This is a genomic window from Flavobacterium sp. LHD-85 (assembly GCF_030929595.1).
Lineage (GTDB): Bacteria > Bacteroidota > Bacteroidia > Flavobacteriales > Flavobacteriaceae > Flavobacterium.
Genome location: NZ_JAVFVR010000010.1, coordinates 54963 through 81691 on the forward strand (window position 1 = coordinate 54963; position 26729 = coordinate 81691).

The window sequence follows — 26729 nt, forward strand, 5'->3', positions numbered from 1 at the left end:
AATATATTTTAATACAAGCTTAAAAAATAAACACCATCAGCTTTATTAGGTTAGCGAAGCTGAAAATTCAAAGAATTAAAATGAACAAGAACTTTTTAGTACAGGAAATAATCCGATTGAAAAAGGAAAAAAATGCTGTTATCCTGGCTCATTATTATCAAGATGAGGATATACAGGAAATAGCAGATTTTATTGGAGATAGTCTTGAACTGGCCAAAAAAGCTCAAAATACAAATGCTGATATTATCGTTTTTGCGGGAGTTCATTTTATGGCAGAAACAGCAAAAATTTTAAATCCAAACAAAAAAGTAGTACTACCCGATTGGAACGCTGGCTGCTCTCTTGCTGACGGCTGTCCTCCAGAAGATTTTAAATTATTTAAAGAACAGCATCCAGATCATATTGTGGTCACTTACATCAATTGTTCTGCCCAAATAAAAGCTATGAGCGATTTAGTTTGCACATCGGCAAATGCCAAAAAGATAATCGAATCTATACCGGCAGAACAAAAAATCATATTTGCTCCAGATGAAAATTTAGGCAAATATCTTCAAAAAGAAACCAAACGCGAACTGGTCTTATGGAAGGGCTCATGCGTTGTGCATGAAGCCTTTTCATTAGACAAACTAATTGAAATATATAACAACAACCCAACTGCAAAAATTGCAGCACACCCTGAATCTGAAGACCATATTTTAAAAGCAGCACATTACATTGGCTCGACTTCGGGAATTATTAATTTCATTAAAACGGATCCTGCTGCCGTTTTCATTGTGGCCACAGAAGCCGGTATCCTGCACGAGCTTTCAAAAGCTGTACCTGATAAAACGCTGATTCCGGCTCCTACCACAGAAGACAACAGCTGTGCCTGCAGTGAATGTGCCTATATGAAAATGAATACACTAGAAAAATTGTATTTGTGTCTTAAAAATGAAAGGCCAGAAATGCTGATTACAGAAGAATTGAGAACAGAAGCGCTAAAGCCTATTAAAAGAATGCTTGAACTATCATAAAAACGCAATAACTTAAATCAAAATAACATGCTTAAAACAGATATATTGATCATCGGTTCTGGTATTTCAGGATTATTTTTTGCCATGAAAACAGCAAAAAAGCGTCCAGACTTATCTATTGTTATAATGACGAAAGAAACAGCCAAAAATACCAACACACAGCTCGCTCAAGGCGGTATTGCCGTGGTTACAGACCTTATAAAAGACAGTTTTAATAAACACATACACGATACGCTTCGTTCTGGAGGCGGTTTGTGCGATAAAGATGTTGTTAATATGGTTATCAAACAAGCTCCTGAAAGGCTTCAGGAATTGATCGAAATCGGTGCCTCTTTTGATAAAAATGAAAAAGGACAATGGGATTTAGGATTAGAAGGCGGGCATTCACAGCATAGAATATTACATCATAAAGATAGCTCCGGACAGGAAATCGAGCAGAAACTGCTCAAAATAATCAAGAAAATGCCCAATATAGAACTCCTAGAAAATCATTTGGTCATTGACTTAAATACCGAAACAAAAAAAGCTAAAACTACTTGTACCGGAGCCTTTTTCTTTGAAAAGAAACACAACCGAATTAAATACATCAGAGCAAGAACAATTGTTTTATGCACTGGCGGATGCGGTCAGCTTTTTGAAAATACAACAAATCCGAAAATAGCAACCGGAGACGGATTGGCAATTGCAGCGCGTGCAGGTGCAGAAATTGCCGATATGCAATACATTCAATTCCATCCGACTGCATTATTTACAGGAAAAGAAAATCCATTGTTTTTAATTTCAGAAGCTGTTAGAGGTTTTGGTGCTCATATTGTAAATGATGAAGGAAAAAGATTTTTGTTTAAATATGATATTCGAGGCGAATTGGCTACACGAGATATGGTCTCAAGTGCCATCAGTAAAGAACTTCAAGCGAGCGGGAAAAATCATGTTTATTTAGACTGCAGACATTTAGATCCAAAGGCTTTTTCAAATCAATTTCCTGTAATTACAGCTCATTGCAATGAGTTGGGAATTCGTCCTGAAAAAGATCTGATCCCTGTTGTTCCCGCAGCTCATTATCAATGTGGCGGAATTAAAGTGGATCAAAATGGCGTTACTTCTATTAAAAATCTCTACGCTATTGGGGAATGCGCGAGAACGGGGCTTCATGGCAAAAACCGTCTGGCATCAAACTCACTTCTGGAAGGTTTGGTCTTTGCACATCAGGCTTCAGAAAGTGTAGACAAAACTATTGCTGAATTTATTTTTTCATCCAAAATACTAATTCCGAAGTTTCCAAAGGCACACCAAGTCGATGATTACCTTGCTTTTGAAATACTAAAAAAAGAATTGCAAAAACTGGTTACCGCATTTTATACAAGCGAAGAACGCGATGCCGAATTAACTTTTGAAAAAATAAAAGAGCTTCATAATTATGCTGTTTCGCTTACAGAAGCACACGAAATCACGATTCCGTTTATTGAATTTTCGAACATGATTGCCGCTTCCTTGTTAATCATTAAACAATGTAAAGCTGCCGAAGACCAAAAAATATGCTGAAACCATAAAAAATCTATACCCCCAACCATTATGAAACTAACAAGTAAAACAACCATTGGTGAAATCGTGGCAGATGATTTCAAAACAGCAGCCATTTTTACAAAATTCCATATTGATTTTTGTTGCAAAGGACATCGAACGATAGAAGAAGTATGCAAAAAAAGAGATATAGAAGAAAGCGTTCTTATAGAACATATTGAAAAAGCAAGAACCAGTTCTGCCAATCAGTCTTTTGATTATAAAAGCTGGTCAGCAGATATGATTGCAGATTATATAACTAAAACTCATCATAGATATGTTACAGAAAAATCCCCTGTAATATTAGAGTATTTAAATAAATTATGCGGTGTTCACGGTGCGATTCATCCTGAGCTTCACGAAATTCATACTATTTTTTCAAAAACGTATTTAGATCTGACGGCTCATATGAAAAGAGAAGAGTTGGTTGTTTTTCCTTTTATTAAAAAAATGAAAGCCGCACACAGTAAAGGTACAGAACTGAAAACACCGCCTTTTTTATCTATCGAAACACCAATATTAACTTTAAAAGATGATCATATCACAGAAGGACAGCGCTTTAAGAGAATTGCAGCTTTAACCAACAATTACACTCCGCCTGTTGACTCATGCAACACTTATAAAGTAGCTTTTCTGATGCTGGAAGAGTTTGACAAGGATTTAAAAAAGCATATTCACTTGGAAAACAACATTCTGTTTCCAAAAGCAATTGAACTTGAAAAAACATTTGAAAAAGTGTCTTAAATAAAATCAAAACCATGGAAAAATATGTAATCAAACGCAACGGAGATTATAAGCCTTTTGAAGCTTATAAGATTCAGGATGCCATTCAGAAAGCCTTTCAAAGTGTCAGTCAGCCTGTAGACAAGAGAATATTTAAAACTGTCCTTTCTGGTCTTGAGGTAAAGTATTCTTGGCCTGTAGAGGAAATTCAAGACATTATAGAAAGAGTGCTTTTTGAGAATGGATATTTCCAAACAATGCGTTCGTTTATAATTTATCGCCATACGAGAAAATTACAGCGAGAACATATTAATGGTTTAAACGATGACACTACTTATATAGACAGTACACAAACTGTTGAAGAATATATCAACCAATCAGATTGGCGAATTAATGCTAATGCAAATATTTCGTACTCAAACGCGGGACTAGTCAGCAATACCGCGGGAAAAGTAATTGCCAATTATTGGTTGGATAAAATATACAATAAAGAAGAAGGTTCTGCTCATAGGAATGGCGACATACACATCCATGATTTGGATTGTCTTACCGGATACTGCGCTGGTTGGAGCTTGCGTGTGCTGTTAAATGAAGGTTTTAACGGCGTGCGCGGCCGTGTCGAGAGCAGACCTCCTTCTCATTTTAGAGAAGCATTGGGGCAAATGGCTAATTTCTTGGGAATTCTGCAAAGCGAATGGGCAGGCGCTCAAGCTTTCAGTTCTTTTGATACGTATTTGGCTCCTTATGTTTTCAAAGACCAACTTTCTTATGAAGAAGTTTTAAAAGGAATTAGAAGTTTTGTTTACAATCTAAATGTGCCTGCACGCTGGGGACAATCGCCTTTTACTAATATTACCTTGGATTGGAATGTACCAGAAGATCTAAAAGAACAGATTCCGACCCGAAATGACGAACATTTATTTTTGAAGGTTACTGACGAAAATCTGATTTCGGAAGCTAAAAATAGAGGCGTTTCAAAATTGATAGATTTAAAATATGCTGACTTTCAAAAAGAAATGAATCTTATCAATAAAGCCTATTACACCATTATGACCGAAGGCGATGCAAACGGACAGCCGTTTACATTCCCTATTCCAACGGTAAACATCACTGAAGATTTTGATTGGAATGGCGAAAATGTGGATTTGCTTTTTGAAAACACAGCTAAAATTGGTTCGTCTTATTTCCAGAATTTTATTGGAAGCCAATATCTGTTGGATGATAATGGAAACCGAATCGAAAATCCAGATGCTTACAAACCAAATGCGGTACGCAGTATGTGCTGCCGTTTACAGCTAGATTTAAGAGAACTGCTAAAACGAGGAAATGGTCTTTTTGGAAGTGCCGAAATGACTGGAAGCATTGGCGTGGTAACCATTAACATGGCGCGCCTCGGATATTTGCATAAAGGAAACATCATTACTTTATTTGAACACTTAGATGAATTGCTTCAAATAGCAAAATCAACTTTAGAAAAGAAAAGAATCTTCATCCAGCAAATGTACGACCGCGGACTTTATCCGTACACACAGCGCTATTTGAAACATTTTAGAAATCATTTTTCTACCATTGGCGTAAACGGAATGAACGAAATGGTTGTGAATTTTTCTGAAGGAAAACAAAACATAACGAATCCCTCAGGAATTCATTTTGCAACAGAAATTTTAGATCATATTCGACTGCGAATGAAAGAATTTCAAGAAGAAACAGGAAATCTTTATAATCTAGAAGCAACTCCGGCAGAAGGAACAACGTATCGTTTTGCAAAAGAAGATAAAAAACGTTTTCCAGAGATTTTACAAGCAGGACAAAACGAGAATATATACTATACAAATAGTTCACAAATTCCGGTCGATCATACCGACGATCCTTTTGAAGCTTTATTGCTTCAAGACGAACTGCAATGCAAATATACTGGCGGTACAGTTTTACATCTTTATATGAGAGAAAAAATTAGCAGTCCAGAAGCCTGTAAAAACTTCGTAAAAAAAGTTTTAACCAATTTTAAACTGCCTTATATAACCGTAACACCAATTTTCAGCATTTGCCCTATTCATGGCTACTTAAATGGAGAACATGAATACTGTCCAAAATGCGACGAAATTTTACTCAATAAAAACAATCAAAAACACTTGGCTTATGAAAACGAAAACGCGTAAAATTCTAGAAGAGAACAAATCCCAAAGAAGCAAATGTTTGGTTTACACACGTGTAATGGGATATCACAGACCTGTAGAAAGTTTTAATATTGGAAAAAAAGGTGAACACCAACAGCGTACACATTTCGAAGAAACCATTATCTATTAAAGGAATATTTAGCCTCACGCCTTTTACTTTATTAGATTATCCGCATAAAACAGCCTGCATTGTGTGGTTTGCGGGCTGTAACATGCGGTGTTTATACTGTTACAATCCAGATATTGTTTTAGGAAAAGGAAAAATAGATTTTGAGTCTGTTCTTACTTTCCTTAAAACCCGAAAAGGACTATTAGATGGCGTAGTATTAAGCGGTGGCGAATGTACTTTGTACAAAAAAATAACTGATTTTATAAAAGAAATCAAAACAATGGGATTTGCGGTGAAAATAGATACCAACGGCTCCAACCCTAAAATATTAAATAGCCTGATTTGTGATCAATTAATTGATTATGTCGCGTTAGATTACAAAAGTCTTCCTCATACCTTTAAAAAACTAACGCAATCAGGCTTATTTTCTGAATTTGAAGAAAGTTTACAACTTTTGATTCAATCGAATATTCCGTTTGAAGTTCGCACCACTTTTCATTCTTCTTTAATTACAGAAAATAATTTTGTGAATATGATAAAATATCTTGAATCTAAGCATTTTGAAGGAAACTATTATGTGCAACACTTTATGAATAATGTGCCAACACTTTCGAAGCTAGACGATTCGAATAAAGAAATGCAACTTAAAAACTTCTCTACTCCAAAAATAAAAGTTATTTTTAGAGATTGACAACTCAAAATGAACACGTTATGACTTTGCATCATTTTGTATTAATACTTCATCTTTTGGCTGCCACAATCTGGGTTGGCGGTCATTTGCTTTTGGCTATTTGTTACCTTCCGACAGCGTTGAAGAAAAAAGATCCGCAGATTATTTTAAACTTCGAAAAGAAGTATGAAAAACTCGGCATGTCTTCTCTCGCTTTACTCATTATAACCGGAATCTGGATGGCATATGATTTTGGTGTCACTGCAGAAACCTGGTTTCATTTTTCTACCGGATTTGAAAAGGTAGTTTCAATAAAACTAATTTTGCTTTTCTGCACTTTCTTTTGTGCGGTTTGTGCACAATTTTTCATTATTCCAAAACTTAAACCTAATAATATCAACAAAATGACTGTCATTATATTAACTGTTACTTCAATTGGTATTGCAATGCTAATTTTGGGGTCGACACTGCGTTATGGCGGAATTTAATTAACTCAACTAACTGATTTTTAATGCAAACGCAATCTCATAAAAAAATGAGATTGCGTTTTAATTTTATAGCCTAATCAATTAAGACATCATACCCACAAGTATTGGCCCAAAAGCAGTCAACAATATATTAGCTAATGCGTAAGGAATAGTGTATCCTAAAACTGGAAATTTACTGCCAGATGCATCTTGAACAGCTTTTAATCCGATTGTTGAGGTACCCGCACCTGTTTGTGCGCCAAGTAAGATGAGAGGGTTTATTTTTAATACATATCTTCCAAAGTACAGTCCGATAATATGCGGAATTAAGGCAACAGCCACACCTGCAAGCAAAATACCAAAACCAGTTTCTTTAAGACCTGAGATAAAACTTGGGCCAGCAGCTAGACCAACAAGTCCGATAAACGCTGCAAGACCAACATTGTCAAATATCCACAAGGCGGGTTCTGGAATTCTGCCAAAAACTGGAGTCCTCGAATGCAACCATCCAAAAATTAGTCCCATAACCAACGCGCCCCCGCTTGTTGTTAATGTTACCGAAACTCCAAATAAAGTTACCGAAAGCAAACCTAAAAGTCCACCAAGGACAATACCCAGACCAACAAAAATAATATCTGTCTCTGGACTTAAACGATCCAGATAACCAATTTCTTTTGCCGCTTCTTCTAGTTTTGCAGGTCTACCTGAAAGATTCAAAATATCACCTCTATTTAAAACCGTCTTCGATTCAAGCGGTATCTCGTGATTTTCTCTGGTTATTTTATTTAGCATTAATCCGTGATAAAAACTGCTTTTTCGAAGAGACTTTACTGTTATCCCATCAATTGCTTTATTGGTGATTGTAACATCTAAATGTGCTAACGGAAAATTCAACAATTCTTCATCCAAAACTTCTGGTCCAATAGAAAAGAGACTGTCCAAGATGATTCCGTGCTGTGCCATAATAACCATTACATCATCTTTATGAATTATAGTATCGGGTTTTGGATCTAGCAATTGATCTTTATGGCGTATCCTCTGAATGACAATGTTTTTGTTAGAAATTAATTTTTCAAAATCACTTATACTGATTCCAATCCATTTCTCATTGGTTATTCTATATGCCCGAATAATCCATCTCTGATAAGCGCTTTTCATTCCTGGACCATATTCAGTTTCGCCTGAAATTGTTTCAGCCAATTTATCGCTTTCTTTAACCAAATCAATTCCAAGCAATTTTGGAGCAATTCCAGTCAGAAAAAAAACAAAAGATGCCGCTCCTACCAAATAAGTTACAGAATAGGCTACCGGAATATTATTGATTAATCTAACTTTTTCTGCTTCAGCAAGATTTAAGTGACTAATTGCATCTGAAGCTGTACCAATTACAGTTGATTCAGAAAACGCCCCAGCTAATAATCCAGCCGCCGTTCCTATATCATAACCTAAAAAAGTTGAAACAGAATATGCTACTAATAGACACGATAAACAAATTACCAAAGTGAGCAATAGTTGAGGAAATGCATTCTTTTTAAATCCTTGAAAAAATTGAGGCCCGACTTTATATCCTGTAGAAAACAGAAAAAAATCGAAGAAAATAGTTTTTACAATACCAGGAATTTTAATGTCCAACTGGCCAATTAGCACTCCAGCAAATAAAGTTCCAAGTACTACACCAATTTTAAATGTACCTATTTTAATGCGTCCGATTAAAAACCCAAGAGCCAAGCATAAAAAAAGTGCCAATTCAGGATGTGCTCTAAGTATAGTTGTAACCATATTACTTTTTTTATATAAATTTAAACAAAAAAAGCAATCAACATACTATATTTCAATTATTTACAAACAATTAATTATAATCACATTATAGTAAACAGAAAAGTAATAGTGATAGAATTAAATCTAAATGGTTAATTTTGATAGTGAGCTAATTTGGAATAAACATAAGATACAAACCATTTCTAGCATGAGAAACTCAAACGATTATTCTACAAAACCTTTGTTACACAGACAGAAATGAACTTTCAAACCATAATACCAGATAAATCTATTTCGCTTTTTGTGAAAAATATTTGGGTATTTGAAAACGAAGGGAACGACACCACAACGAGTTTGCCATTTTTTGCAGATGGTTTTCCTGGTTTAATGTTCCATCAGTCCGAAAATGGATTGACGGTGAAACCGCACGATAAAAAAATGCCAGAAATTTTTGTTTACGGACAAACCATTAATCCAATTGTGCTAGAACTTTCAGGATCTTACTTTATTCTCGTTTTTCAGCTATATCCCTTTGTGCTGCAAACCTTCTTTGGCATTCTTCCACAAAGCATAAATGACAATTGCTATTATTTAGATAATGCAGAAAACAAAATTACGGCGCTTAACCTACAATTGATTTCTTGTAAAACTGTAAACGAAAAAATTGATGTTATTACCAATCTGCTTTTGCATTATTTTGAAACCAAAAAACAAAATCTCGACCTAGAAATACGTCAGGCAATTGCAGAAATTATAGATACAAAAGGACAAGAACCTATTCGGGACATTGCTGAGAAGCAAAAAATCAATCTGCGGACTTTTGAACGAAGATTTTTAAAAGAAACAGGGCTTTCGCCCAAACAGTTCGCAAAAATTATGCAATTTCAAGCTTCACTGGAACAATTATCCATAAAAAATTATACAAAATTGACTGACATAGTTTACGAAAATGGCTTTGCAGACCAATCGCATTTCATTAAAGTATTTAAAGCATTTACAGGCAAAACACCAAAAAAATTCAAAAAATAGCGATACTGTCGTTTTTATTCTATTTTCTAAAAAGTACCTGTTGCAACTTTGTACTATTAACTTAAAAATGATATAAAATGAAAATTATAATTTTTGGAGCAACAGGAACAGTAGGTCAAGAACTCGTAAAACAGGCAATAGCAAAAGGCTACCAAGTTACAGCCTTTGTTCGCAATCCTGAAAAAGTGCAACAAGCAGGCAATACCAATTTAACACTTTACAAAGGAGACGTATTGAATGCCAGCGAAGTAAAAGACGCATTGAAAAATCAAGATGCGGTCTTGTGTGCCCTTGGTGATGGAAGAACAGGAACAATAAGGGCTGCGGGAACCAAAACGATCATTGAAGCAATGGAAAATACTGGAATAAAAAGATTGATTTGCCAAACTACATTAGGAATGGGCGAAAGCTACGCAAACTTAAATTTTGTTTGGAAACATATCATGTTTGGAATGTTGCTAAAAAAAGCTTTTGCAGATCATAAATTACAGGAGCACTATATTTTAAGTAGTGATTTGGATTACTCTATTGTAAGACCAAGTGCTTTCACAGACGGAGATATTACTAACCAATTTAAAATTGGGTTTGACGGAAATCTAAAAGGGCTCAATTTGAAAATTTCCCGAGCAGATGTTGCGAACTTTATGCTACAACAAGTTTTAGCAAAAGAGTATTTGAAAAAAGCGGTTAGCATCTCTAATTAATGGCTATGAAACTGACTGATATCATACTTATTATTACGGCAACTTTTACTGCTTTAATGGCTGGTCTTTTCTTTTCCTACTCTATTTCTGTTATGCTAGGTTTAGGAAAATTGAACGATAAAGAATTTCTTAATGCAATGCAGCACATAAATAAAGAAATTCAAAATCCAATATTTTTCACCTGCTTTTTTGGTGCTTTAATAATGCTTATTATCACCTGTTTTTCACGTTACAATCAAAGCTCATTTATATATTTGATTATGGCAATGTTGATGTATTTATTAGGTGTTTTTCTGGTAACGGTTTTTGTAAACGTTCCCTTAAACAACAAATTAGAAGTTTTCGACATTTCAAGTTCGACAGAAATAATGGCAAAGCAAATGCGAAATGTATTTGAAAAACGTTGGAATTTTTGGAACAACATAAGAACAGTTTCATCAATACTAAGTTTACTATTTGTAATTTTAGCCTGTATTCAAGAAAACAAATAAACAGAACTGCCACTAAAAACAGTAAGACTTTGTAAAAACAAAAAATACGAAAATATTTTCCAAGCATAAAAAAAGCCTGAGACTATATAATCTCAGGCTTTCTTTATTCCATTTACCTCAATGAAACAGAACTCAGCTCAATATCTTAATACATACTATTACTTCAATTTTTATCCTACAAAGGCATCTGGACAAAATTAAAGTTTTAATAGTACCATCATAAATAAAATTATAATCTCTCTATCCTAAAATAAGCAAGCTCCTCCTCGTTTCTTATCAGATTGCTTAATCGTTTAAATCCTACTTTCTGCAACACATTTTGCGATCCACTGTTCGCAAGATCAGTTATGGCTACAACTTCATTTGTCTTTGTATTTTCAAAACTATAATCAGTTAAAGCTCTACATACTTCTGTAGCAATACCTTTTCCCCAGTATTCCCTACTAAGCACATATCCTATCTCTATCTGATCTGTATTGTGCACAAAAGTACGGGCAACACACATTCCTATAAAACCATTATCCACAGGGTCAAATATCGCCCATCGGCTCAGATTTTTATTTTTATAATTTTCTAGGAGTTCGCTAAACATTTCGACATATCTATCAGGTGAAGTATCGGGAAGATATTGCGTTACTTGATTATCTTTAAAAAGATCTAAGAATGTCTGTTTTTCCTCAGGCAAAAATTCGCGGATAATTATTTTGGGGCTTTGATAGATAATATGCATTTGGTACTATTAATATAAATGAATTAAAATCTGTCTTCTAAAATTAGTAACAGAATTTTCGTTTTGTAAATATATCGAAATTTTCCAACCACAAAAAAGCATTCGCTGGTGCGAAATTTAAGTCTAATGAAAAAATTACTTACAATTTTTCAAGAACAATTGTTTTCCCTCGGCTTGACCAAGTACAGAAATTTCTAGCCATACTTTACAAGCATTCTCTTTATCTCCAGCTTCAAAATATATGGCTGCTTTATTATATAAAGCGTCTATATTTTTGGAATTAAATTTGTATGATTCTGAAAAATATGCAATAGATTCTAAATATTTTTTCTCTTCATAAGCAATTAATCCTTTATTAAAGTAATCCGATGATTTTCTTATATCTTCCATTTTCACCCCATAAATTCTTTCAAATTCTGTTAAATCCGTAGTGAAAAATATTACCGAAATTCCCCAAAATGTTTTTGTAATTTCACTTTTTAGAACAAACGGAATTTCTATTGATTCATAATCTTTAAAATCTTTTAAATTCCATTTGTCAAAAGAACCATCAATCACCTTTTTTACCAATCTTATCCTTGATGAATCCTTCTGTGTTGAAAATATAATTTCTGTCTTTATCCTTTTCTTATCAGGATAAATCTTCAAGTTTCCAACTAGCTCAAAATTTGAATAATTATTTTTAAAAGCTTTGTTTAAATCTATTTCAATTGTACCATTTGTTTTTGGTGCGAATAATTTTGAAGCAACTATACTTTTCTCATTTTTATTCTCTTCTTTGAATTTTGAAATTATTACTTCTTGTCTAACAAAATAGGATCTTTTAAGTTTATCATCTGCTAGTCCATCAATTTTCTCACATAATACTAAAGAATCTTTCGTTACTTTTTCAATTACAAATCCAGAATATTGGGATGTTTTCATAAAATTTTTAATAAATTTAAAATCCAAACAGCTCTCATTTACTTTATGAACTGGATTGGAATTGATACATAATTTTCCTTGACTGATCCTAAATTCCATGTAACCTGAATCTTCTGTAAATCCGTCAGATAGATCACTACCATCTTTCATTTCTCCTTTATACTTTATCCAGTACCCTTCTATTGCTGAAAGATGAATTTGTCCATAATTTATATTAAAAAAAAGAAAGCTTAATACAAGGAAAAGTTTTTTCATTTAAATTTTATAGATAGTTTTTCTAAAGGATAAACATACTAAATTAATTGTTCAACTAAATTGATGCATAACAAATATGTTACACCAACCATTCACTAACCAATTTCCTATACGTCTCTCCTATTGGCAAAGCATTACCGCTTTTCATTACAATCTGATTTCCATCAATGACCTTAATTTTATCTTTTGGAATAATATACGAACGGTGAATTCTAATAAACTGATTCGGAAGCTTCTCCAAAATATCTTTCATATTTTCTAAAGCCATGATTTTTTCATCATTGGTATGAATGCGAATATAATCTCTTAATCCTTCGATATATAAAATATCATTTAAAGCAATTTTATAGTGCTTTCGGTCAGCTTTTACAAATAGATAATCGTTATCTGCTTTTTCAGCAACCTGAAAAGTTTCCTGCCAGCGAATAAACTTTTCTACACTTTGATAAAAACGGTTAAATGTAATAGGCTTTAATAAATAATCAATCACATGAAACTGAAAAGCTTCAAGCGCATACTGCGGATAAGCCGACGTAATGATAAAATTATATTTCTGATTGAACATCTGCATCAATTCGATTCCTGTTAATTGAGGCATCTGGATATCAATAAAAATCAAATCAACCGATTCTGTATTTAAAACTTCAATTGCTTTAAAAACATCACTGTCTGCATACAGAACATTTAACCGTGAAATTTTAGAAGCATAATCGGCAATAAGTTTTACCGCAAAAGGTTCGTCATCTAGAATAATGCAGTTTATTTTTTTATTCATTTTAAATCTATTTCAAGTTCGGCTGTAAAATGGTTTTCTTCTTTTGTTATTTTAAATTGCTGTTTTTCTGGATAATGAATCTGCAAACGCTTTTGTAAATTATCCTGTCCAATTCCGCCCAAACTATCTTTTTTCTGCGTTCCGATTTTATTCTTCACTTTAAAAATCAATTTTTCAGAGGTGACTTTCAACTGAATTTCTATAGGCTCTGAATCTGAAACTTCTCCATGTTTTAAAGCATTTTCTACCAAAGGCGACAAAATGTATGGCGGAATTTCTTCGAACTCATTTTTAATTTCAAGATTAAAATCAACTCTAACATTGTCCTGATGTCTCAATTGTTCGAGTTCAATATACGCTTTTATATAATCAACTTCGTCTGAAAGTTTGATCTTTTCTTTCTGCGATTCGTAAGTTGTAAAACGCATAATCTGACTCAATTTATCAATTGCTACCAACGACTTATCTGATTGAAAATAAACCATTGAGTAAATATTATTTAAAGTATTAAATACAAAGTGTGGATTGATCTGCGCTTTCAAGAATTTGATCTCCGTATTCTTATTTTCTTCTAGAATAAGCTTATTGTATTCCAAAAGTCGAATCGAATAAATCACAAACCAAAGAAAGGAACTCAAAATAATACTCATACTGCTATACTGAAGATTATCAAGCATATAATTGATAAAATCAGTTGTAGTATAATTTACGCGATCAAATAAAATTTTGGTTATAACCTGCTCAATTATCCATCTTAAAAAAGTAAAAACCAAATAAGAAATAAAAGCTCCTGCTAAAAGTTTTTTCCAACTAAAAGATTTGAAAACTTGTTTCATTACAATCAGATAATGAAAATAAAAAGTAAGTATAAAAACGATAAAATAAGTCCAAATGAATAAATCGGGAACAAAAAAAGATTTTGTCCCTATCGGATTTTTTACGAAAGTAAAATATGAAATTAAAAGCCAATAAATAATATGAATTAGACATTCGAGCCTTTTGGTAATGGTTCCTTTATACATTCGGTATATTTTTAAAACAAAGATATACATTCAGTAAAAAGCATTTTAACGGGTTTGCAGATTAATTGAAGGGGTTTGTCGATAAAAGTGGTTTTTAGTTTTTAATTCGAACAGTTTTGCTCCGTAATTAAATTCAAAACCATGAACAGAATCATTTTAGTATCAGTCTTATTTCTATTTCAAATTAACGTATTCGCGCAACAATTTTCAGTAAAAGGAAAAATCATCAATCAGAATAAAACACCGCTGGAATTTGCAACGGCATCTTTATTAAAAGGAGACAAAACTTTATACCTACAAGCTTCAACTGATAGTTTAGGTAACTTTATTTTAAATCCTGAAAAAGGGAATTATAGATTAATTATAGAACAATTTGGAACCGAATTCAGTACCAAAGAAATAATCGTAAATCAAGATCTTGATTTAGGAATAATCGAGGTGAAAGAAATGGTGCAATTAGACGGAGTAACGATAAAATCAAGAAAAAAACTGGTAGAACAAAAAGTAGATCGATTGGTTTTTAATGTCGAAAATTCTGTTGTTGCAACTGGCGGAACAGCTTTGGACGCTTTAAAATCGACACCCACAGTTAGAGTTCAAAACGAAACAATTTCAATTGTTGGAAAGGGAGAAGTTTTGGTTATGATTGATGATCGTTTGAATAAAATGACACAAGAAGATTTGGTTGCATTTCTAAGATCAATTCCTGCTGATAATATTAAAAGCATTGAAGTAATTACAACGCCTCCGGCAAAATATGAGGCAGAAGGAAATAGCGGTTTAATCAATATTAAATTGAAAACTGCTAAAGCAAATTCTTGGACTGCGAATCTTGGAAGCACTTATGTGCAAAGAAGCTATGCAAGCGGAAACATAAACGGATTATTTATCTACAATTATAATAAATTGTCGCTTCAGGCTTCCATTAATAAAGGAACAGATCAATTTCGAACGACTTCTGATAACCGAATTTATTATCCAAATGAACTTTGGAAACAAGATATTGCAACTAAATCGAAAACCCATTTACTGAGCCTTGGTTTTGGTGCCGATTATAAACTGAATGAAAAATGGACTTCTGGAATAAAATATTTAGGAAGTTTTAATGATAGAAATTCAGCAAACAATCCGTTGACGACTCGTTATGCAATTTCTGGCGAGATCAATTCTTATATTTTGTCTGATGTAAATACGCAGAACAAACCTCAAATGAATTCTATAAATTGGAATAATGCTTTTACATTAAATAATGAAGGCAAAAACATAACAGTCGATTTAGATTATTTCAACTATCAAAAAGACGATTCTCGTGTGTTTTCGGGAAATGAAATGGACAATCGAAAAGAAAACATTTCTGGAACTTATTTCGCAGCAATCAATTCTAACTTAAACCAATTGAAAAATTATTCGGCAAAAATTGATGTTTCTCTTCCTTATTCTTGGGCGAATATTAGCTTTGGCGGAAAAGGATTTTATACGAATACTAAAAATAATCTAACAGTTTTTGACAACGAAACTGGAACTCCAATTCTGAACGCCAATTATTCTAATATATTCACCTACAAAGAATACAACGAGGCAATCTATTTTTCTGCAAACAAAAAATTAAGCGAAAAATGGGAAACGCAAATAGGTTTAAGAACCGAAGCTACACAAACAGAAGGCTATTCTGAAAATCTAAATCAAAACAATAAAAACAATTATATTAAATTGTTTCCGACGTTTTATGTAACGTATAATGCAAATGATAACAATTCATATTCTTTAAACTACAGCCGAAGAATCCGCAGACCCGATTTTGAATATTTAAATCCATTTGTTATAAGAACTAGTCCGTTCTATTATTCTGAAGGAAATCCGTTTTTGAAGCCTTCTATAATTGACAATTTTGAGTTTTCTTATATCAGAAATCAGAAATGGGTAAATACTATTTATTTCTCACAAGTATCTGATTTCGGACAAGAATTAGCGATTATCAATCCTGAAACCAATATCACGAAAAGTACACCAATCAATTATGCAGATACTTATCAAATTGGACTTTCGACGTATTACAATTTCAATAAATATGCTTGGTGGAACAGCTTTATGGGATTCAATTTAAACTATCAAAATGTAAAATCGAAAACCAATTTAATTGCGTCTGTAGATGGTTATAACGGTTATATTTACAGCAATAACGATTTTACAGTAAATCAATCTAAAACTCTTTTTATGGGTTTAAATTATGGTTTGCAATTGCCTGGACGCTATCAGGTTTTCAATATTTCGACTTTGAATATTTTGGATGTTTCGGTGAAATTTCTAGCTTTAAAAAAGAATCTTTCTATTACTTTAACTGGCGAAGATGTATTGAATGCACAAAAACCTTTAATTTCTTATTATTCAAACGGAATTAAAAATACTATGAAAAACTATGGCGATTCAAGAGCTTTTAGAATTGCTTTGAGTTATAAATTCGGAAACCAAAATGTGAAATCTAAGGATAGAAACTTTGGAAATGAAGAGGAAAGAAATAGAGCGAATTAAGAAATAAAAAAAGCTTTACAATTACGATTGTAGAGCTTTCATATCTATCATCCAGGTTATTCCATCATCTTCATGAAACATCGGACAAAGAATTATTTTTTTCTCTCCTTTCTCATTAATAAGGTACCAATCTGTAGTATCAATTAAATCAAGAAATTCTCTTTCTTCTATTTCAGCCATCTTATCATTAGCCTCCTCATCTCCTTCTTCAATAAGAATACTAACTTGTATAGAATGTTTAATAAAATCTGCAAGATGTTTATTTTCAGGAATCTCAGCTAAATAATCAAACTTATAAGTAATTATTCCAAAATCTCTCATATCGAAATAGGTTTTAACAATAGACCCTATATTAAGATCTCTCCAGTACAGTTCGAATTTTTTCATTTCTTAGCTTTAGATTGTAGAATTACTTCAAACAAATATAGAGAAATGACTTCCTAATTTATAATGCGTTTCAAAACATTTCGGTATGCTAAACTAAAAAAATCAATTAAAATTTGCATATATGACCAATCGGTCATATATTTGCATCGTTAAATACAATCTATCATGACAAAAGGTGAAGAAACCAGACAATTTATTATAGAAAAAGCTGCTCCTATTTTTAATACAAAAGGAATTGCAGCTACTTCTATGAGCGATATTATGGAGGCAACTAAATTGTCTAAAGGAAGTATGTATGTGCATTTTGAAAATAAAGATGTTTTGGCCTGCGCTGCTGTAGATCATAATATGAAAATATTAAGCTCAAAATTGGAAACGGCGCTTAGAGAAGAAAAAAATGCCAAAGATCAGCTTTTTGCTTATATCGAGTTTTTCAGCAATCCGATCAATCCACCAGTAATTGGCGGATGTCCTTTGTTAAACTTTGGAACAGAAGCCGATGATACGAATCCAGTTGTAAAAGAAAAAGTAAACACTGCCATCAAACGAGGACAGACACTTTTGACTTCGATTATAGAAAAAGGAATCGCAGACAAAGAATTTACTCCGGACTGGAATGCATCAGAATTTGCTACAGCACTTTTTGCTATGCTTGAAGGCGGACATTTAATGTCGCGAGTTTCTGGCAATAACGATAACATGAAAACAATAGAAAAAACGCTTAAAAAAATTATATCTGAAAAATTGATATAATTTTTTTTATCATAAAAATGACCGATTGGTCATAAATAAATTTTTAATTAATTATAAAAAACAAATACCATGTCAAAAACAATTTTAATTACAGGAGCTTCAAAAGGATTTGGAAGAGCTTGGACAGAAGCTTTTTTAGCTAAAGGATACAACGTAGCTGCAACAGCTAGAAATCTAGAAACATTAAACGATCTAAAAGAAAAGTATGCAAATAGCATTTTACCGTTAAAACTAGATGTAAACAATCGTGAAGAATCTCTCGAAGTAGTTCAGAAAGTAAAACAGCATTTTGGAGCAATTGATGTTTTGATCAACAATGCCGGTTATGCTCTTACAGGTGCAGTTGAGGAAGCTAGCGAAAAAGAAGCGAGAGAACAGTTTGAAACCAATTTCTTCGGGACATTATGGTTAACACAAGCCGTTCTGCCAATTATGAGAGAACAAAAAAGCGGTCATATTATTCAAGTTTCTTCGATTTTAGGATTGGCAACTTTACCAACAGAAATGGGACTTTACAGCGCTTCTAAATTTGCCGTTGAAGGTTTGAGTGAAACATTAGCATCTGAAGTAAAACAGTTTGGAATCAACGTTACTCTATTGGAACCAAACGGATATGAATCTAATATCTGGCATACAGGAATTAGTAGTGAAAGTATTCCTGCCTATGATAACATCAAAAAAGCTCTTGCAGAGAGAGAAAATGTATTTGGAAAAGTTGAAGCAACTGCTCCAATAGTGGTGAAATTAGTAGAAAATGAAAATCCGCCTTTACGATTGTTATTAGGAAAAGTGGCGTTTCCATTTGTTAAACAAAGCTACGATCAAAGATTAGAAAGCTGGGAAAAATGGAACGATGTTTCGGTTGAAGCGCATGGTTAATTAATTGGTGCTTTAACAAAAAAGATAATTTCAAAACAAAGTTATCATTCCGTAGAAATGTTTGGTTGGTAGAAAAAAATCAACAGTCATATTGACGTTCCGTAGGAACGTTTGATATACGCCAACATAAAAAATGATAAAAACCAAACGTTCCTACGGAACGTAAAACTAATGACAAAATCATCTGTTTCTACCAACGAAATGTTCCTACGGAACACGGCAATATATATCCAAAAACAAAAAGCGCAAATATAATTTTGCGCTTTTTACATTTTACATAAAATGTTTTTTATGCTTTAACTTTTTTCTTCTTAGACTTCTTCCCTTTCTTCCACCAAATTATAAATCCAGTAATAGGCAAAGAAGCGCCAATCAAACTTACCAAACTCCAGATTATTTTTCCTGTAAAACCAAAGAAAACTCCTGTATGCAGATCGTGATTACTTGCTTCATAAACATCTGCAGCGTTATTGTCTTTGTACAATTTGGTTCTTAGCATCTGCCCTGTTTTTCTATCAAAGAAAAGCGTATTTTGATTTCTTGCCCAATCATTTGGATATGTCATTCTTAAACGAAGTTCACCCGTTTTTCTGACAGAAAATGAAACCGAAGTTGCGCCAGGATATTTTGCATTTGCACTTTCGTAGATATTGTTATAACGAACAGGAATGGTAGTCGAATCTATTTTGGCATTAGAAACTACTTCGTCGCCTTTTCTAAGTTTGCTTCTTGTTACCAAACTAACTCCTTTTTTAACCGCATCGTATTTAAAGTACGTTCCCGAAAAAGCAATTAAAAGCAGAAAAATAGAAGCATAAAACCCTAAAACCTGATGCAGATCAAAATTGATTCTTTTAATCGAGCCGCTCCATTTTATCTTTAAAGATTGCTTAAGCTGACGTCTCTGTTTTGGAAACCACAAAATTAATCCTGTTATCAGCATAACGATAAAAATCACAACCGACCAGCCTTGTATAAATTCTCCAACTTCTCCCAATAACAAAGTTCGGTGTATTTCCAGAACTGTATTCAACCAATCTGCTCCTTGCTGATTAATTAAAGTCCCATCGTACGGATTAAAATAATACGTCTTTTTCTTTTTAGTCGAAATTTGAACTGTGGCATTAGGTTCTGTTTTGTCAATTTTTAAAGCCGTAATTTTCTGCTTAGGTTCAATGCGTTCATAATTTTCAATTATCGTTTTTAAACCTATAAATGGTTTTTCCTGAACCGGAACATGCAGATATTCTTTGTTGGCAAAATCACGTATTTCTTCTTCAAAAACATAAAGGAACCCCGTGATGCTCACTATAAAAACAATGAGGCCCGATGCTAAACCGAGCCACAAATGTATTTGTCTGATAGTATTTTTAAAACCTTTGGTCATAATTTGCTATAAAATCCAAATGTAGAAATATCATTTTAAATGACGAATTGTATTCTTAGAATTTAAACGTAATATTTCCTGTAACTCTTGTTGGATTCTGAGCCGCTAAACGATATGACCAGTATTTCTCATTCGTTAGATTATCAACTTTTAAGCCTAATCTGAATTTTGGTCTGTCGTAAAATACAGAAGCATCCAGAACAGTATAAGAAGGAATCGTGAATTTAAATGTTGAAGTATTCGTTTGATAGTACTCACTTCCATAAATTCCTCCAAAACCAAATCCAAGACCAGAAGCCGTACCTTCAGTCAATCTATAACTTGCCCAAAGATTGGCTGTTGTTGGCGAACCAGCAGTTGTAGGTCTCAAACCATTAATGCTCGGATTTGCTTTTGTGTATTCACTATCATTATACGTATAACCCGCCACAATATTTAAACCTTTAATCGGATTGGCAATCAATTCTGCCTCAAAACCTTTACTCAATTGCGTTCCGTCTTGAATCTGGAAGTTTACGTGGTCTGGATCATCACGCGTTACATTGGTTACTTTTATATCATAATAACTGAAAGTCGCACTGATTTTATTAAAGTCAAGTTTAACTCCACCTTCTAACTGATTTGCCTGATTAGGTTTGAAAGTATTTCCGTAAAAATCAGATCCACCAACATTATTGAAGCCGTTCATGTAGTTTCCGAAAACTGAAACTTTATCTTTAACCACTTGATAAACTGCTCCAAATCTAGGAGAAAATGCCGTCTGATTGTAATTTCCTGCAATAGAATCACGGCTTGGGTAATATACCCCTTTATTAATATAACGGTCGGCTCTAACACCTCCCATAACCAATAATCTATCGGTAACATTCAACACATCAGAAACATAAGCACTATATGTTCTTTCGTTGTTTGACACCATATTAGTGTAAGTTGCATTTACAAATAAAGGCTCAATTTTGTTTATCGTAAAATTATTATAAGCGTCGCCAGGTTTTCTAAAATTAAGTGCTGGCATGTTCACTATTGCATCGTTACGCGTGGCACGAAGGCTGTAAAAATCTAATCCTGCCACTACTCTATTACGCAATTTTCCTATTTTAAAATCTCCGTTAAAATTTTGCTGAATATCAGTTCCATAATAAGGATAATCCTGATTGGTAACTTGCTGTCTCAATGTTTCATTGCTTAACATTGTCAAAGCCACAACATATCCTTCAGATGAAGATCTTGTTCGCGAAACAATAGTTTGAGAAGTCCATTGGTCTGAAATTTTATATTTCAACTGTGCAAAAATATTATACTGCTGACCTGTGTAGTTTACGGTATTATTAGCAAAAGAAAGATTGTACGGAATTCCTAATTCTTCTATACTGTGAGCCGTAGCATCAGCTTTTGTGTAAGGCGTTAATCGTGTTGGCGAAGTTGCTTTTGAAGCGCTAAACTCAGCGTCAATTAATAAAGTCAATCTCTCATTTACTTCATAAGAAAAACTTGGCGCAATAAAAAAGCTTTTATTAAAACCTGCATCCTGAAAACTTCTTTCGCTATGCAATGCCGTGTTGATTCTGAAAAGAGCTGTTTTATCTTCGTTAAGTGGTGTGTTAATGTCTGCTGTTAGACGATTCAAATCCCAATCACCCGCCGAAAAAGAAACTTCTCCTTTAAAGAAATTAAATGGCTTTTTGGTTACTCTGTTAAACAATCCTCCGAAAGAAGAAATAGTACTTCCAAACAAAGTTGCCGATGGTCCTTTAATTACCTCAATGCGCTCTAAATTTGACGGATCAATTGAGTTATACGTAAAACTTCCAACACCGTTTCTAACCAATTGTGGCGTAGCAAAACCTCTAGAAATATTGGTTGTTCTTCCTTGATTTCTTACTTCGGCAATACCAGCTCCTGGAACGTTTTTAAAAGCGCTGTTATAATCTGTAATAACTTGCTCTTTCATTAACTCCTTACTTACAATAGTATAAACCTGCGGATTTTCCATGTTTTTCAGTTTCATTTTAGAAACCTCTTCACTTTCTTTTCTCGCAAATCGGTTTCCTCCAGAACTTACAATTACTTCTTCTAATTTTTGCGAAGTATAAGCCAGTTCAAAATCAAGTGTCACTTCTGTGTTGTTCTGATCAACAATAACTGACGTTGGAGAAGATTCGTAACCGTTTAATTTTATTTCAACCAAATAAGTTCCGAAAGGAATATTTTTTAATTGATAAGTACCATCAGAATCGGTTACGGTAGATTTGTTTAATTCTGAAATTCTAACGGTTGCACCTTGTAAATAATTTCCGTCTTTAACAACAGCCTTACCTGAAATTGTACCAACAGTTGATTGAGAAAAAGCCGTTTCTGAACATAAAAAAAGAATCAAAAAGGCTGTAAACACTTGACATAAAATATTGTCTTTAAGTGTTTTGAAAATTGTTTTCATATAAAATCTGTATTTTATCCTTATTTAGACTGGTTACAAATATATAAACGAGAACTGACTTCTTAGCAAAAGATTAAAAATTTCTTAAAAAATAATTAAAAAACCTTAAACTAAAATTTCTGGTAAAGACTCAATACCGGAAACAAAAGAGAATTGCTTCCATAATTCTCTGGAATGTGATATTAAAAAATGAGTTTCTGTTTGCTTTTATAGGTTAATTTTCAGTTATTTATAAGTTAATCAATACATTTCATACAAAAAGCAGGTTGCACAAGCCGTTATTCTTTTTTATTTTTATGAAATGAGATGAAACTCTAATCATCCGATTTAATGTTTTGAAAACAAGAAAAAATTAAAATGAGCAACGACAAAAAACTAAAAGCTGTCGCTTTCGGAGAAGTACTTTGGGATATTTTCGGTAATGAAAAAAAAATTGGCGGAGCACCTTTAAATGTAGCGCTTCGCATGAAAGCCCTGGGCGTTGATTCTAATATGATCAGCTGTGTAGGAAATGATCCTGACGGAGAAGCAATCATTAATGAAGTCAATAAATTAGGATTAGACACCAATACAATTCTAAAATCTGATCATTTCCCTACAGGATTGGTCAACGTTACGTTAGACGAAAGTAAATCCGCTACTTATGAAATTCTTTATCCTTCTGCTTGGGACAAAATTATTCTTAACGAAGAAGCGAGAGAATTAGTAGTAAGTTCAGATGTCTTAATCTACGGAAGCTTGGTTTGTAGAGATGAAGTTTCTAGAAATGCTTTGGAAGAATTACTCAACACGCACACTTACAAAGTTTTTGATGTCAATCTTAGAAAACCACATTACGATTACGAAATTCTAAAACACTTAATGCAATCCGCCAATTTTATCAAATTTAATGATGATGAATTAACTGAAATCAGCGCTGCTTTAAATTCTCCTTATAATACTTTAGAAGAAAACATGAATTTCATTTGTTCTTTAACCAACGCTACAGCAATTTGTGTCACAAGAGGAAAAGATGGTGCTTTACTATTATGGGATAAACATCTTTATGAAAATGAAGGCTATACCGTAAAAGTTGAAGATACTGTTGGCGCTGGAGATTCTTTCTTAGGTGCGTTGGTGACTTCACTTTTAAACGGAAAAGAACCACAAGCTGCTCTAAACTTTGCCTGCGCAACTGGAGCTTTGGTCGCTGGATCGGCTGGCGGAAATCCTAAAATTTCAATATTTGATATTGAGAATTTAATTAATAAAAATTAAAATGCATATTCGAATAAAATTTCGTTCAGAAACCCGACAGGTTTTAAAAACCTGTCGGGTTTTGCTATAAAATATGGAATATTGATCCTTATGAATTGCCTCCAGCTTTAGCTTGAGGTTAAAATTTCCCCTATAAAAAGGCTTTAGCTAAACAATACTTTTAAGCTAAAGCCATCAATAATATTCAATAAGACCTCCCGCTAAAGCTGAAGGCAATTGAAAAAAACTTTGCTTAAAAACAATCTTTTTATAGTTAAAACATCAAAATCATTCTTCAAACATGGGAACTATGTAAATTTAAAATGTAATTATTTCTTCTTAATCAATATAGGCGCAGTAACTTGTGAATTCAAATAATTTAAGGAAGAATGATGAAAAAACTACGAATTTCTCTTATCAATATTCACGGACTTTTGAAAGGTTCAGGTTTAGAAATAGGACGAGATGCCGACAACGGAGGCCAGACCAAATACATATACGAATTAGCCGAATTTTTATCGCAGCATGAAGATGTAGAACACGTTCATCTTTTTACCAGATTAATAGACGATTCCGCTCTTTCGCCAGAATACGCGGTACCTGTCGAAATTATTAATGATAAATTGGATATAAGGCGAATTCCGTTTCTGGGAAAAAAGTACAAAGCCAAAGAACAGCTTTGGGAAGGTCTTGATCTTTTTGTAAATGGTGCGATGCAGCACATTAAACAGCATAATATTTTTCCCGATTGGATACATTCCCATTATGCAGATGCCGGTTATGCGGCAGCCGAATTATCAGCTGTTTTAAATATTCCTTTTGCCCACACTGGACATTCTTTAGGATTTTATAAAAAGAAAAAACTAATAGAAAGCGGAGAAACAGAAGAAGAACTTGAGAAAAAATTCAAGTTTAAAACCAGAATTTATGCTGAAGAGCGAACCTTAGAACTCGCAGAATTTATAGTCACCTCGACCGAACAGGAAATTGAAACCTACAAAGCCTACAAAAACTTCGAACTAGGAAAATACCACGCCATTTCTCCCGGAATTGATACCCGAAAATTTGTTCCTTATTATTATCAGGAAAATGATTCTGAGAAAAACATGGAAGAAATACAACGAAAATATTGGGTTCAGGAAAGCATATCGAAATTCCTAACCAATCCGCACAAGCCTATTATTCTAGCACTTTCAAGACCTGACCGCCATAAAAACTTGAACACTTTAATCGAAGTTTACGGAAAAGACAAAGAACTGCAAAGCATTGCCAACTTGGTCATTTTTGCGGGTATTCGAAAAGACATTGCCAAAATGCCCGAATCTGAAAAGAACGTTTTAACCGATTTGCTTCTTTTAATGGACAAATATGATTTGTACGGAAAAATGGCAATTCCGAAAAAGCATGATGTAGAAAATGAAGTTTCTATTATTTATCGTTATGCGGCTGAAAAGAGAGGTGTTTTTGTGAATTTAGCTTTGCATGAGAATTTCGGTTTGACTGTAATAGAATCGGCAAGTTCAGGGCTTCCTGTTGTGGTGACTAAAAACGGTGGGCCTTCAGAAATTATTCCCGTCTGTCAAAACGGAGAATTAGTCAATCCGCAAGAAGAAAGCCAAATTAAAAAGGCACTTCGAAATATTTTAACCGATGAAAATCAATGGAAATATTATTCTAATAATGGCGCGATCAATATTCAGAAACACTATAGCTGGATTAGCCACGTAAACCATTATGTCGAACTGGTTAAAGAAAACCTTTCCCTTTCATCTGGAGCTGGAATCAAAAAACAGCATTATCCCAATATCAATATTAGCCGATTAAAAAGAAAAATCGATCATTTATTGGTTTCTGACATTGACGGAACATTGATTGAACCAAAACTAGCAAATCCGAGTTTGAAAGAACTCAAAACACATTTGATCAATCGTACCGATAAAATGGCATTTGCAATGGCTTCAGGACGCAATTTAGCTTTAGTAAAAAAAGTAATTGATGAAGAAGAATTTCCCCTACCCGACTTTATCATTTGCTCTGTCGGAACCGAAATTTATTACACCAACGGCAAAGACTATATTCTGGATAAAGGGTGGGCAAAATTCCTTTCTGGAAGGTGGAAAAGAGACGAAATTGTTAATAAACTCAAAGCCATCAAATGGATCAAACTGCAGGAAGAAGAAGCACAGAATCCGTATAAAATCTCTTATTACTATGAAAAAGAACAATACAATCATGATGAATTAATTGCGGTTTTAGGAACAGGCTGGTATAAAGTGAATATTATTCCGAGTCACGGTCAGTTTTTAGACTTTATTCCGAAAAGAGCTTCTAAAGGAAATGCGATTAAATTTTTATGCCGAAAATGGTCAATTCCGTTAAGCAATGTAATTGCTGCAGGAGATTCAGGAAATGATGTCGATATGTTTAGAGGCCCTGTTAAAGGAATTATTGTTGGAAACCGAAGCGCAGAACTGGCAGATTACGAAACAACGAAAAGTATTTATGTAGCCAAAGCTTCGGCTTCAGAAGGAATTTTGGAAGGTTTGAAATATTATAAAGTCATTAAATAAAAAGCTTTGAGCATAAAAAAAAATTAAACACATAGAAACATAGTTTTTTATTTCTTGGAAAAGATAATTGAAAGAAACTAGTTTCTAACACATAGCTCATGTCTGCTTTGTCAAAGTTCAAAACACTTTGACAAAGTTTGACAC

General features: G+C 33.4%; 23 protein-coding genes. 15 read left to right on the forward strand and 8 right to left on the reverse strand.

What is annotated here, in order from left to right:
* Positions 1–80: 80 nt before the first annotated feature.
* From nadA to RB618_RS16745, 7 genes are read left to right on the forward strand one after another with little or no spacing between them, the layout of a single operon-like run.
* Positions 81–1013 carry a quinolinate synthase NadA gene (nadA, locus tag RB618_RS16715; RefSeq protein ID WP_308069777.1) on the forward strand — a complete coding sequence of 311 codons (933 nt, stop codon included), beginning with the start codon at positions 81–83 and terminating at the stop codon, positions 1011–1013.
* A gap of 27 nt (positions 1014–1040) precedes the next feature.
* Entirely contained in the window at positions 1041–2555 is a 1515-nt protein-coding gene (gene nadB / locus RB618_RS16720) for an L-aspartate oxidase (RefSeq protein ID WP_308069778.1), read from the forward strand.
* Positions 2556–2585: 30 nt separating this feature from the next.
* Positions 2586–3317, forward strand: a complete 732-nt coding sequence (gene ric, locus RB618_RS16725) for an iron-sulfur cluster repair di-iron protein (RefSeq protein ID WP_308069779.1) — start codon at positions 2586–2588, stop codon at positions 3315–3317.
* Between the two features lie 14 nt (positions 3318–3331).
* Positions 3332–5455, forward strand: a complete 2124-nt coding sequence (locus tag RB618_RS16730; RefSeq protein WP_308069780.1) for a ribonucleoside triphosphate reductase — start codon at positions 3332–3334, stop codon at positions 5453–5455.
* Positions 5436–5603 (forward strand): anaerobic ribonucleoside-triphosphate reductase, encoded by a 168-nt coding sequence (gene nrdD, locus RB618_RS16735; RefSeq protein WP_198858071.1) that lies wholly within the window; start codon positions 5436–5438, stop codon positions 5601–5603. Before RB618_RS16730 ends, nrdD begins: the two co-directional genes overlap by 20 nt.
* The gene (locus tag RB618_RS16740; protein ID WP_308069781.1) at positions 5557–6273 is read left to right on the forward strand and encodes an anaerobic ribonucleoside-triphosphate reductase activating protein; all 717 of its coding nucleotides are present in this window, start codon (positions 5557–5559) and stop codon (positions 6271–6273) included. The genes nrdD and RB618_RS16740 overlap by 47 nt, the downstream gene beginning before the upstream one ends.
* Before the next feature lie 20 nt (positions 6274–6293).
* On the forward strand, positions 6294–6740 hold the full coding sequence (locus tag RB618_RS16745; protein WP_308069782.1) for a CopD family protein: 447 nt from the start codon (positions 6294–6296) through the stop codon (positions 6738–6740).
* An 81-nt stretch (positions 6741–6821) separates the two neighbouring features.
* Here the strand turns inward: RB618_RS16745 and aspT are convergent, their stop codons facing one another.
* Complete coding sequence (gene aspT / locus RB618_RS16750; protein WP_308069783.1) at positions 6822–8498, reverse strand: aspartate-alanine antiporter; 1677 nt, start codon at positions 8496–8498, stop codon at positions 6822–6824.
* A 237-nt stretch (positions 8499–8735) separates the two neighbouring features.
* On the opposite strand from aspT, the gene RB618_RS16755 reads away from it, so the two are divergent.
* The 3 genes from RB618_RS16755 (at position 8736) to RB618_RS16765 (ending at position 10701) form a co-directional block, all read left to right on the forward strand.
* Entirely contained in the window at positions 8736–9506 is a 771-nt protein-coding gene (locus RB618_RS16755; protein WP_308069784.1) for an AraC family transcriptional regulator, read from the forward strand.
* Between the two features lie 77 nt (positions 9507–9583).
* A complete protein-coding gene (locus RB618_RS16760; RefSeq protein WP_308069785.1) occupies positions 9584–10210 on the forward strand; it encodes an SDR family oxidoreductase in 627 nt (208 codons plus the stop codon).
* 5 nt (positions 10211–10215) lie between these two features.
* Positions 10216–10701 carry an anthrone oxygenase family protein gene (locus RB618_RS16765; protein ID WP_308069786.1) on the forward strand — a complete coding sequence of 162 codons (486 nt, stop codon included), beginning with the start codon at positions 10216–10218 and terminating at the stop codon, positions 10699–10701.
* Between the two features lie 229 nt (positions 10702–10930).
* Here the strand turns inward: RB618_RS16765 and RB618_RS16770 are convergent, their stop codons facing one another.
* The 4 genes from RB618_RS16770 to RB618_RS16785 form a co-directional block, all read right to left on the reverse strand.
* Entirely contained in the window at positions 10931–11431 is a 501-nt protein-coding gene (locus tag RB618_RS16770; RefSeq protein ID WP_308069787.1) for a GNAT family N-acetyltransferase, read from the reverse strand.
* Positions 11432–11566: 135 nt separating this feature from the next.
* The gene (locus RB618_RS16775) at positions 11567–12610 is read right to left on the reverse strand and encodes a hypothetical protein (protein WP_308069788.1); all 1044 of its coding nucleotides are present in this window, start codon (positions 12608–12610) and stop codon (positions 11567–11569) included.
* Between the two features lie 79 nt (positions 12611–12689).
* Positions 12690–13385 carry a LytTR family DNA-binding domain-containing protein gene (locus RB618_RS16780; protein ID WP_308069789.1) on the reverse strand — a complete coding sequence of 232 codons (696 nt, stop codon included), beginning with the start codon at positions 13383–13385 and terminating at the stop codon, positions 12690–12692.
* Positions 13382–14407 carry a histidine kinase gene (locus tag RB618_RS16785; protein ID WP_308069790.1) on the reverse strand — a complete coding sequence of 342 codons (1026 nt, stop codon included), beginning with the start codon at positions 14405–14407 and terminating at the stop codon, positions 13382–13384. The genes RB618_RS16780 and RB618_RS16785 overlap by 4 nt, the downstream gene beginning before the upstream one ends.
* Before the next feature lie 141 nt (positions 14408–14548).
* Between RB618_RS16785 and RB618_RS16790 the strand changes: the two genes are divergently transcribed.
* The gene (locus RB618_RS16790; protein WP_308069791.1) at positions 14549–16936 is read left to right on the forward strand and encodes an outer membrane beta-barrel family protein; all 2388 of its coding nucleotides are present in this window, start codon (positions 14549–14551) and stop codon (positions 16934–16936) included.
* A gap of 21 nt (positions 16937–16957) precedes the next feature.
* Here the strand turns inward: RB618_RS16790 and RB618_RS16795 are convergent, their stop codons facing one another.
* Positions 16958–17323, reverse strand: a complete 366-nt coding sequence (locus tag RB618_RS16795) for a hypothetical protein (protein WP_308069792.1) — start codon at positions 17321–17323, stop codon at positions 16958–16960.
* Positions 17324–17488: 165 nt separating this feature from the next.
* On the opposite strand from RB618_RS16795, the gene RB618_RS16800 reads away from it, so the two are divergent.
* Together RB618_RS16800 and RB618_RS16805 are read left to right on the forward strand one after the other, a co-directional pair.
* On the forward strand, positions 17489–18076 hold the full coding sequence (locus RB618_RS16800) for a TetR/AcrR family transcriptional regulator (RefSeq protein WP_308069793.1): 588 nt from the start codon (positions 17489–17491) through the stop codon (positions 18074–18076).
* 69 nt (positions 18077–18145) lie between these two features.
* A complete protein-coding gene (locus RB618_RS16805; protein ID WP_308069794.1) occupies positions 18146–18955 on the forward strand; it encodes an SDR family NAD(P)-dependent oxidoreductase in 810 nt (269 codons plus the stop codon).
* A 289-nt stretch (positions 18956–19244) separates the two neighbouring features.
* Here the strand turns inward: RB618_RS16805 and RB618_RS16810 are convergent, their stop codons facing one another.
* Together RB618_RS16810 and RB618_RS16815 are read right to left on the reverse strand one after the other, a co-directional pair.
* Entirely contained in the window at positions 19245–20342 is a 1098-nt protein-coding gene (locus RB618_RS16810) for a PepSY-associated TM helix domain-containing protein (protein WP_308069795.1), read from the reverse strand.
* A 55-nt stretch (positions 20343–20397) separates the two neighbouring features.
* The gene (locus tag RB618_RS16815; protein ID WP_308069796.1) at positions 20398–22779 is read right to left on the reverse strand and encodes a TonB-dependent receptor; all 2382 of its coding nucleotides are present in this window, start codon (positions 22777–22779) and stop codon (positions 20398–20400) included.
* A gap of 357 nt (positions 22780–23136) precedes the next feature.
* Here RB618_RS16815 and RB618_RS16820 point away from each other — a divergent pair, with 357 nt between their 5' ends.
* Positions 23137–24036, forward strand: a complete 900-nt coding sequence (locus RB618_RS16820; RefSeq protein WP_308069797.1) for a carbohydrate kinase — start codon at positions 23137–23139, stop codon at positions 24034–24036.
* 368 nt (positions 24037–24404) lie between these two features.
* Complete coding sequence (locus RB618_RS16825; protein WP_308069798.1) at positions 24405–26585, forward strand: HAD-IIB family hydrolase; 2181 nt, start codon at positions 24405–24407, stop codon at positions 26583–26585.
* Positions 26586–26729: the final 144 nt, after the last annotated feature.

What these genes read in the sequence shown, in the direction of transcription:
- RB618_RS16815 (WP_308069796.1), bottom strand. Translation starts at nt 22,779, where the DNA reads ATGAAAACAATTTTCAAAACACTTAAAGACAATATTTTATGTCAAGTG.
- RB618_RS16825 (WP_308069798.1), top strand. Translation starts at nt 24,405, where the DNA reads ATGATGAAAAAACTACGAATTTCTCTTATCAATATTCACGGACTTTTG.
- aspT (WP_308069783.1), bottom strand. Translation starts at nt 8,498, where the DNA reads ATGGTTACAACTATACTTAGAGCACATCCTGAATTGGCACTTTTTTTA.
- nadA (WP_308069777.1), top strand. Translation starts at nt 81, where the DNA reads ATGAACAAGAACTTTTTAGTACAGGAAATAATCCGATTGAAAAAGGAA.
- nrdD (WP_198858071.1), top strand. Translation starts at nt 5,436, where the DNA reads ATGAAAACGAAAACGCGTAAAATTCTAGAAGAGAACAAATCCCAAAGA.
- RB618_RS16730 (WP_308069780.1), top strand. Translation starts at nt 3,332, where the DNA reads ATGGAAAAATATGTAATCAAACGCAACGGAGATTATAAGCCTTTTGAA.
- RB618_RS16775 (WP_308069788.1), bottom strand. Translation starts at nt 12,610, where the DNA reads ATGAAAAAACTTTTCCTTGTATTAAGCTTTCTTTTTTTTAATATAAAT.
- RB618_RS16780 (WP_308069789.1), bottom strand. Translation starts at nt 13,385, where the DNA reads ATGAATAAAAAAATAAACTGCATTATTCTAGATGACGAACCTTTTGCG.
- RB618_RS16785 (WP_308069790.1), bottom strand. Translation starts at nt 14,407, where the DNA reads ATGTATAAAGGAACCATTACCAAAAGGCTCGAATGTCTAATTCATATT.
- RB618_RS16820 (WP_308069797.1), top strand. Translation starts at nt 23,137, where the DNA reads ATGAGCAACGACAAAAAACTAAAAGCTGTCGCTTTCGGAGAAGTACTT.
- nadB (WP_308069778.1), top strand. Translation starts at nt 1,041, where the DNA reads ATGCTTAAAACAGATATATTGATCATCGGTTCTGGTATTTCAGGATTA.
- RB618_RS16745 (WP_308069782.1), top strand. Translation starts at nt 6,294, where the DNA reads ATGACTTTGCATCATTTTGTATTAATACTTCATCTTTTGGCTGCCACA.
- RB618_RS16800 (WP_308069793.1), top strand. Translation starts at nt 17,489, where the DNA reads ATGACAAAAGGTGAAGAAACCAGACAATTTATTATAGAAAAAGCTGCT.
- RB618_RS16760 (WP_308069785.1), top strand. Translation starts at nt 9,584, where the DNA reads ATGAAAATTATAATTTTTGGAGCAACAGGAACAGTAGGTCAAGAACTC.
- RB618_RS16805 (WP_308069794.1), top strand. Translation starts at nt 18,146, where the DNA reads ATGTCAAAAACAATTTTAATTACAGGAGCTTCAAAAGGATTTGGAAGA.
- ric (WP_308069779.1), top strand. Translation starts at nt 2,586, where the DNA reads ATGAAACTAACAAGTAAAACAACCATTGGTGAAATCGTGGCAGATGAT.
- RB618_RS16755 (WP_308069784.1), top strand. Translation starts at nt 8,736, where the DNA reads ATGAACTTTCAAACCATAATACCAGATAAATCTATTTCGCTTTTTGTG.
- RB618_RS16790 (WP_308069791.1), top strand. Translation starts at nt 14,549, where the DNA reads ATGAACAGAATCATTTTAGTATCAGTCTTATTTCTATTTCAAATTAAC.
- RB618_RS16810 (WP_308069795.1), bottom strand. Translation starts at nt 20,342, where the DNA reads ATGACCAAAGGTTTTAAAAATACTATCAGACAAATACATTTGTGGCTC.
- RB618_RS16795 (WP_308069792.1), bottom strand. Translation starts at nt 17,323, where the DNA reads ATGAAAAAATTCGAACTGTACTGGAGAGATCTTAATATAGGGTCTATT.
- RB618_RS16765 (WP_308069786.1), top strand. Translation starts at nt 10,216, where the DNA reads ATGAAACTGACTGATATCATACTTATTATTACGGCAACTTTTACTGCT.
- RB618_RS16770 (WP_308069787.1), bottom strand. Translation starts at nt 11,431, where the DNA reads ATGCATATTATCTATCAAAGCCCCAAAATAATTATCCGCGAATTTTTG.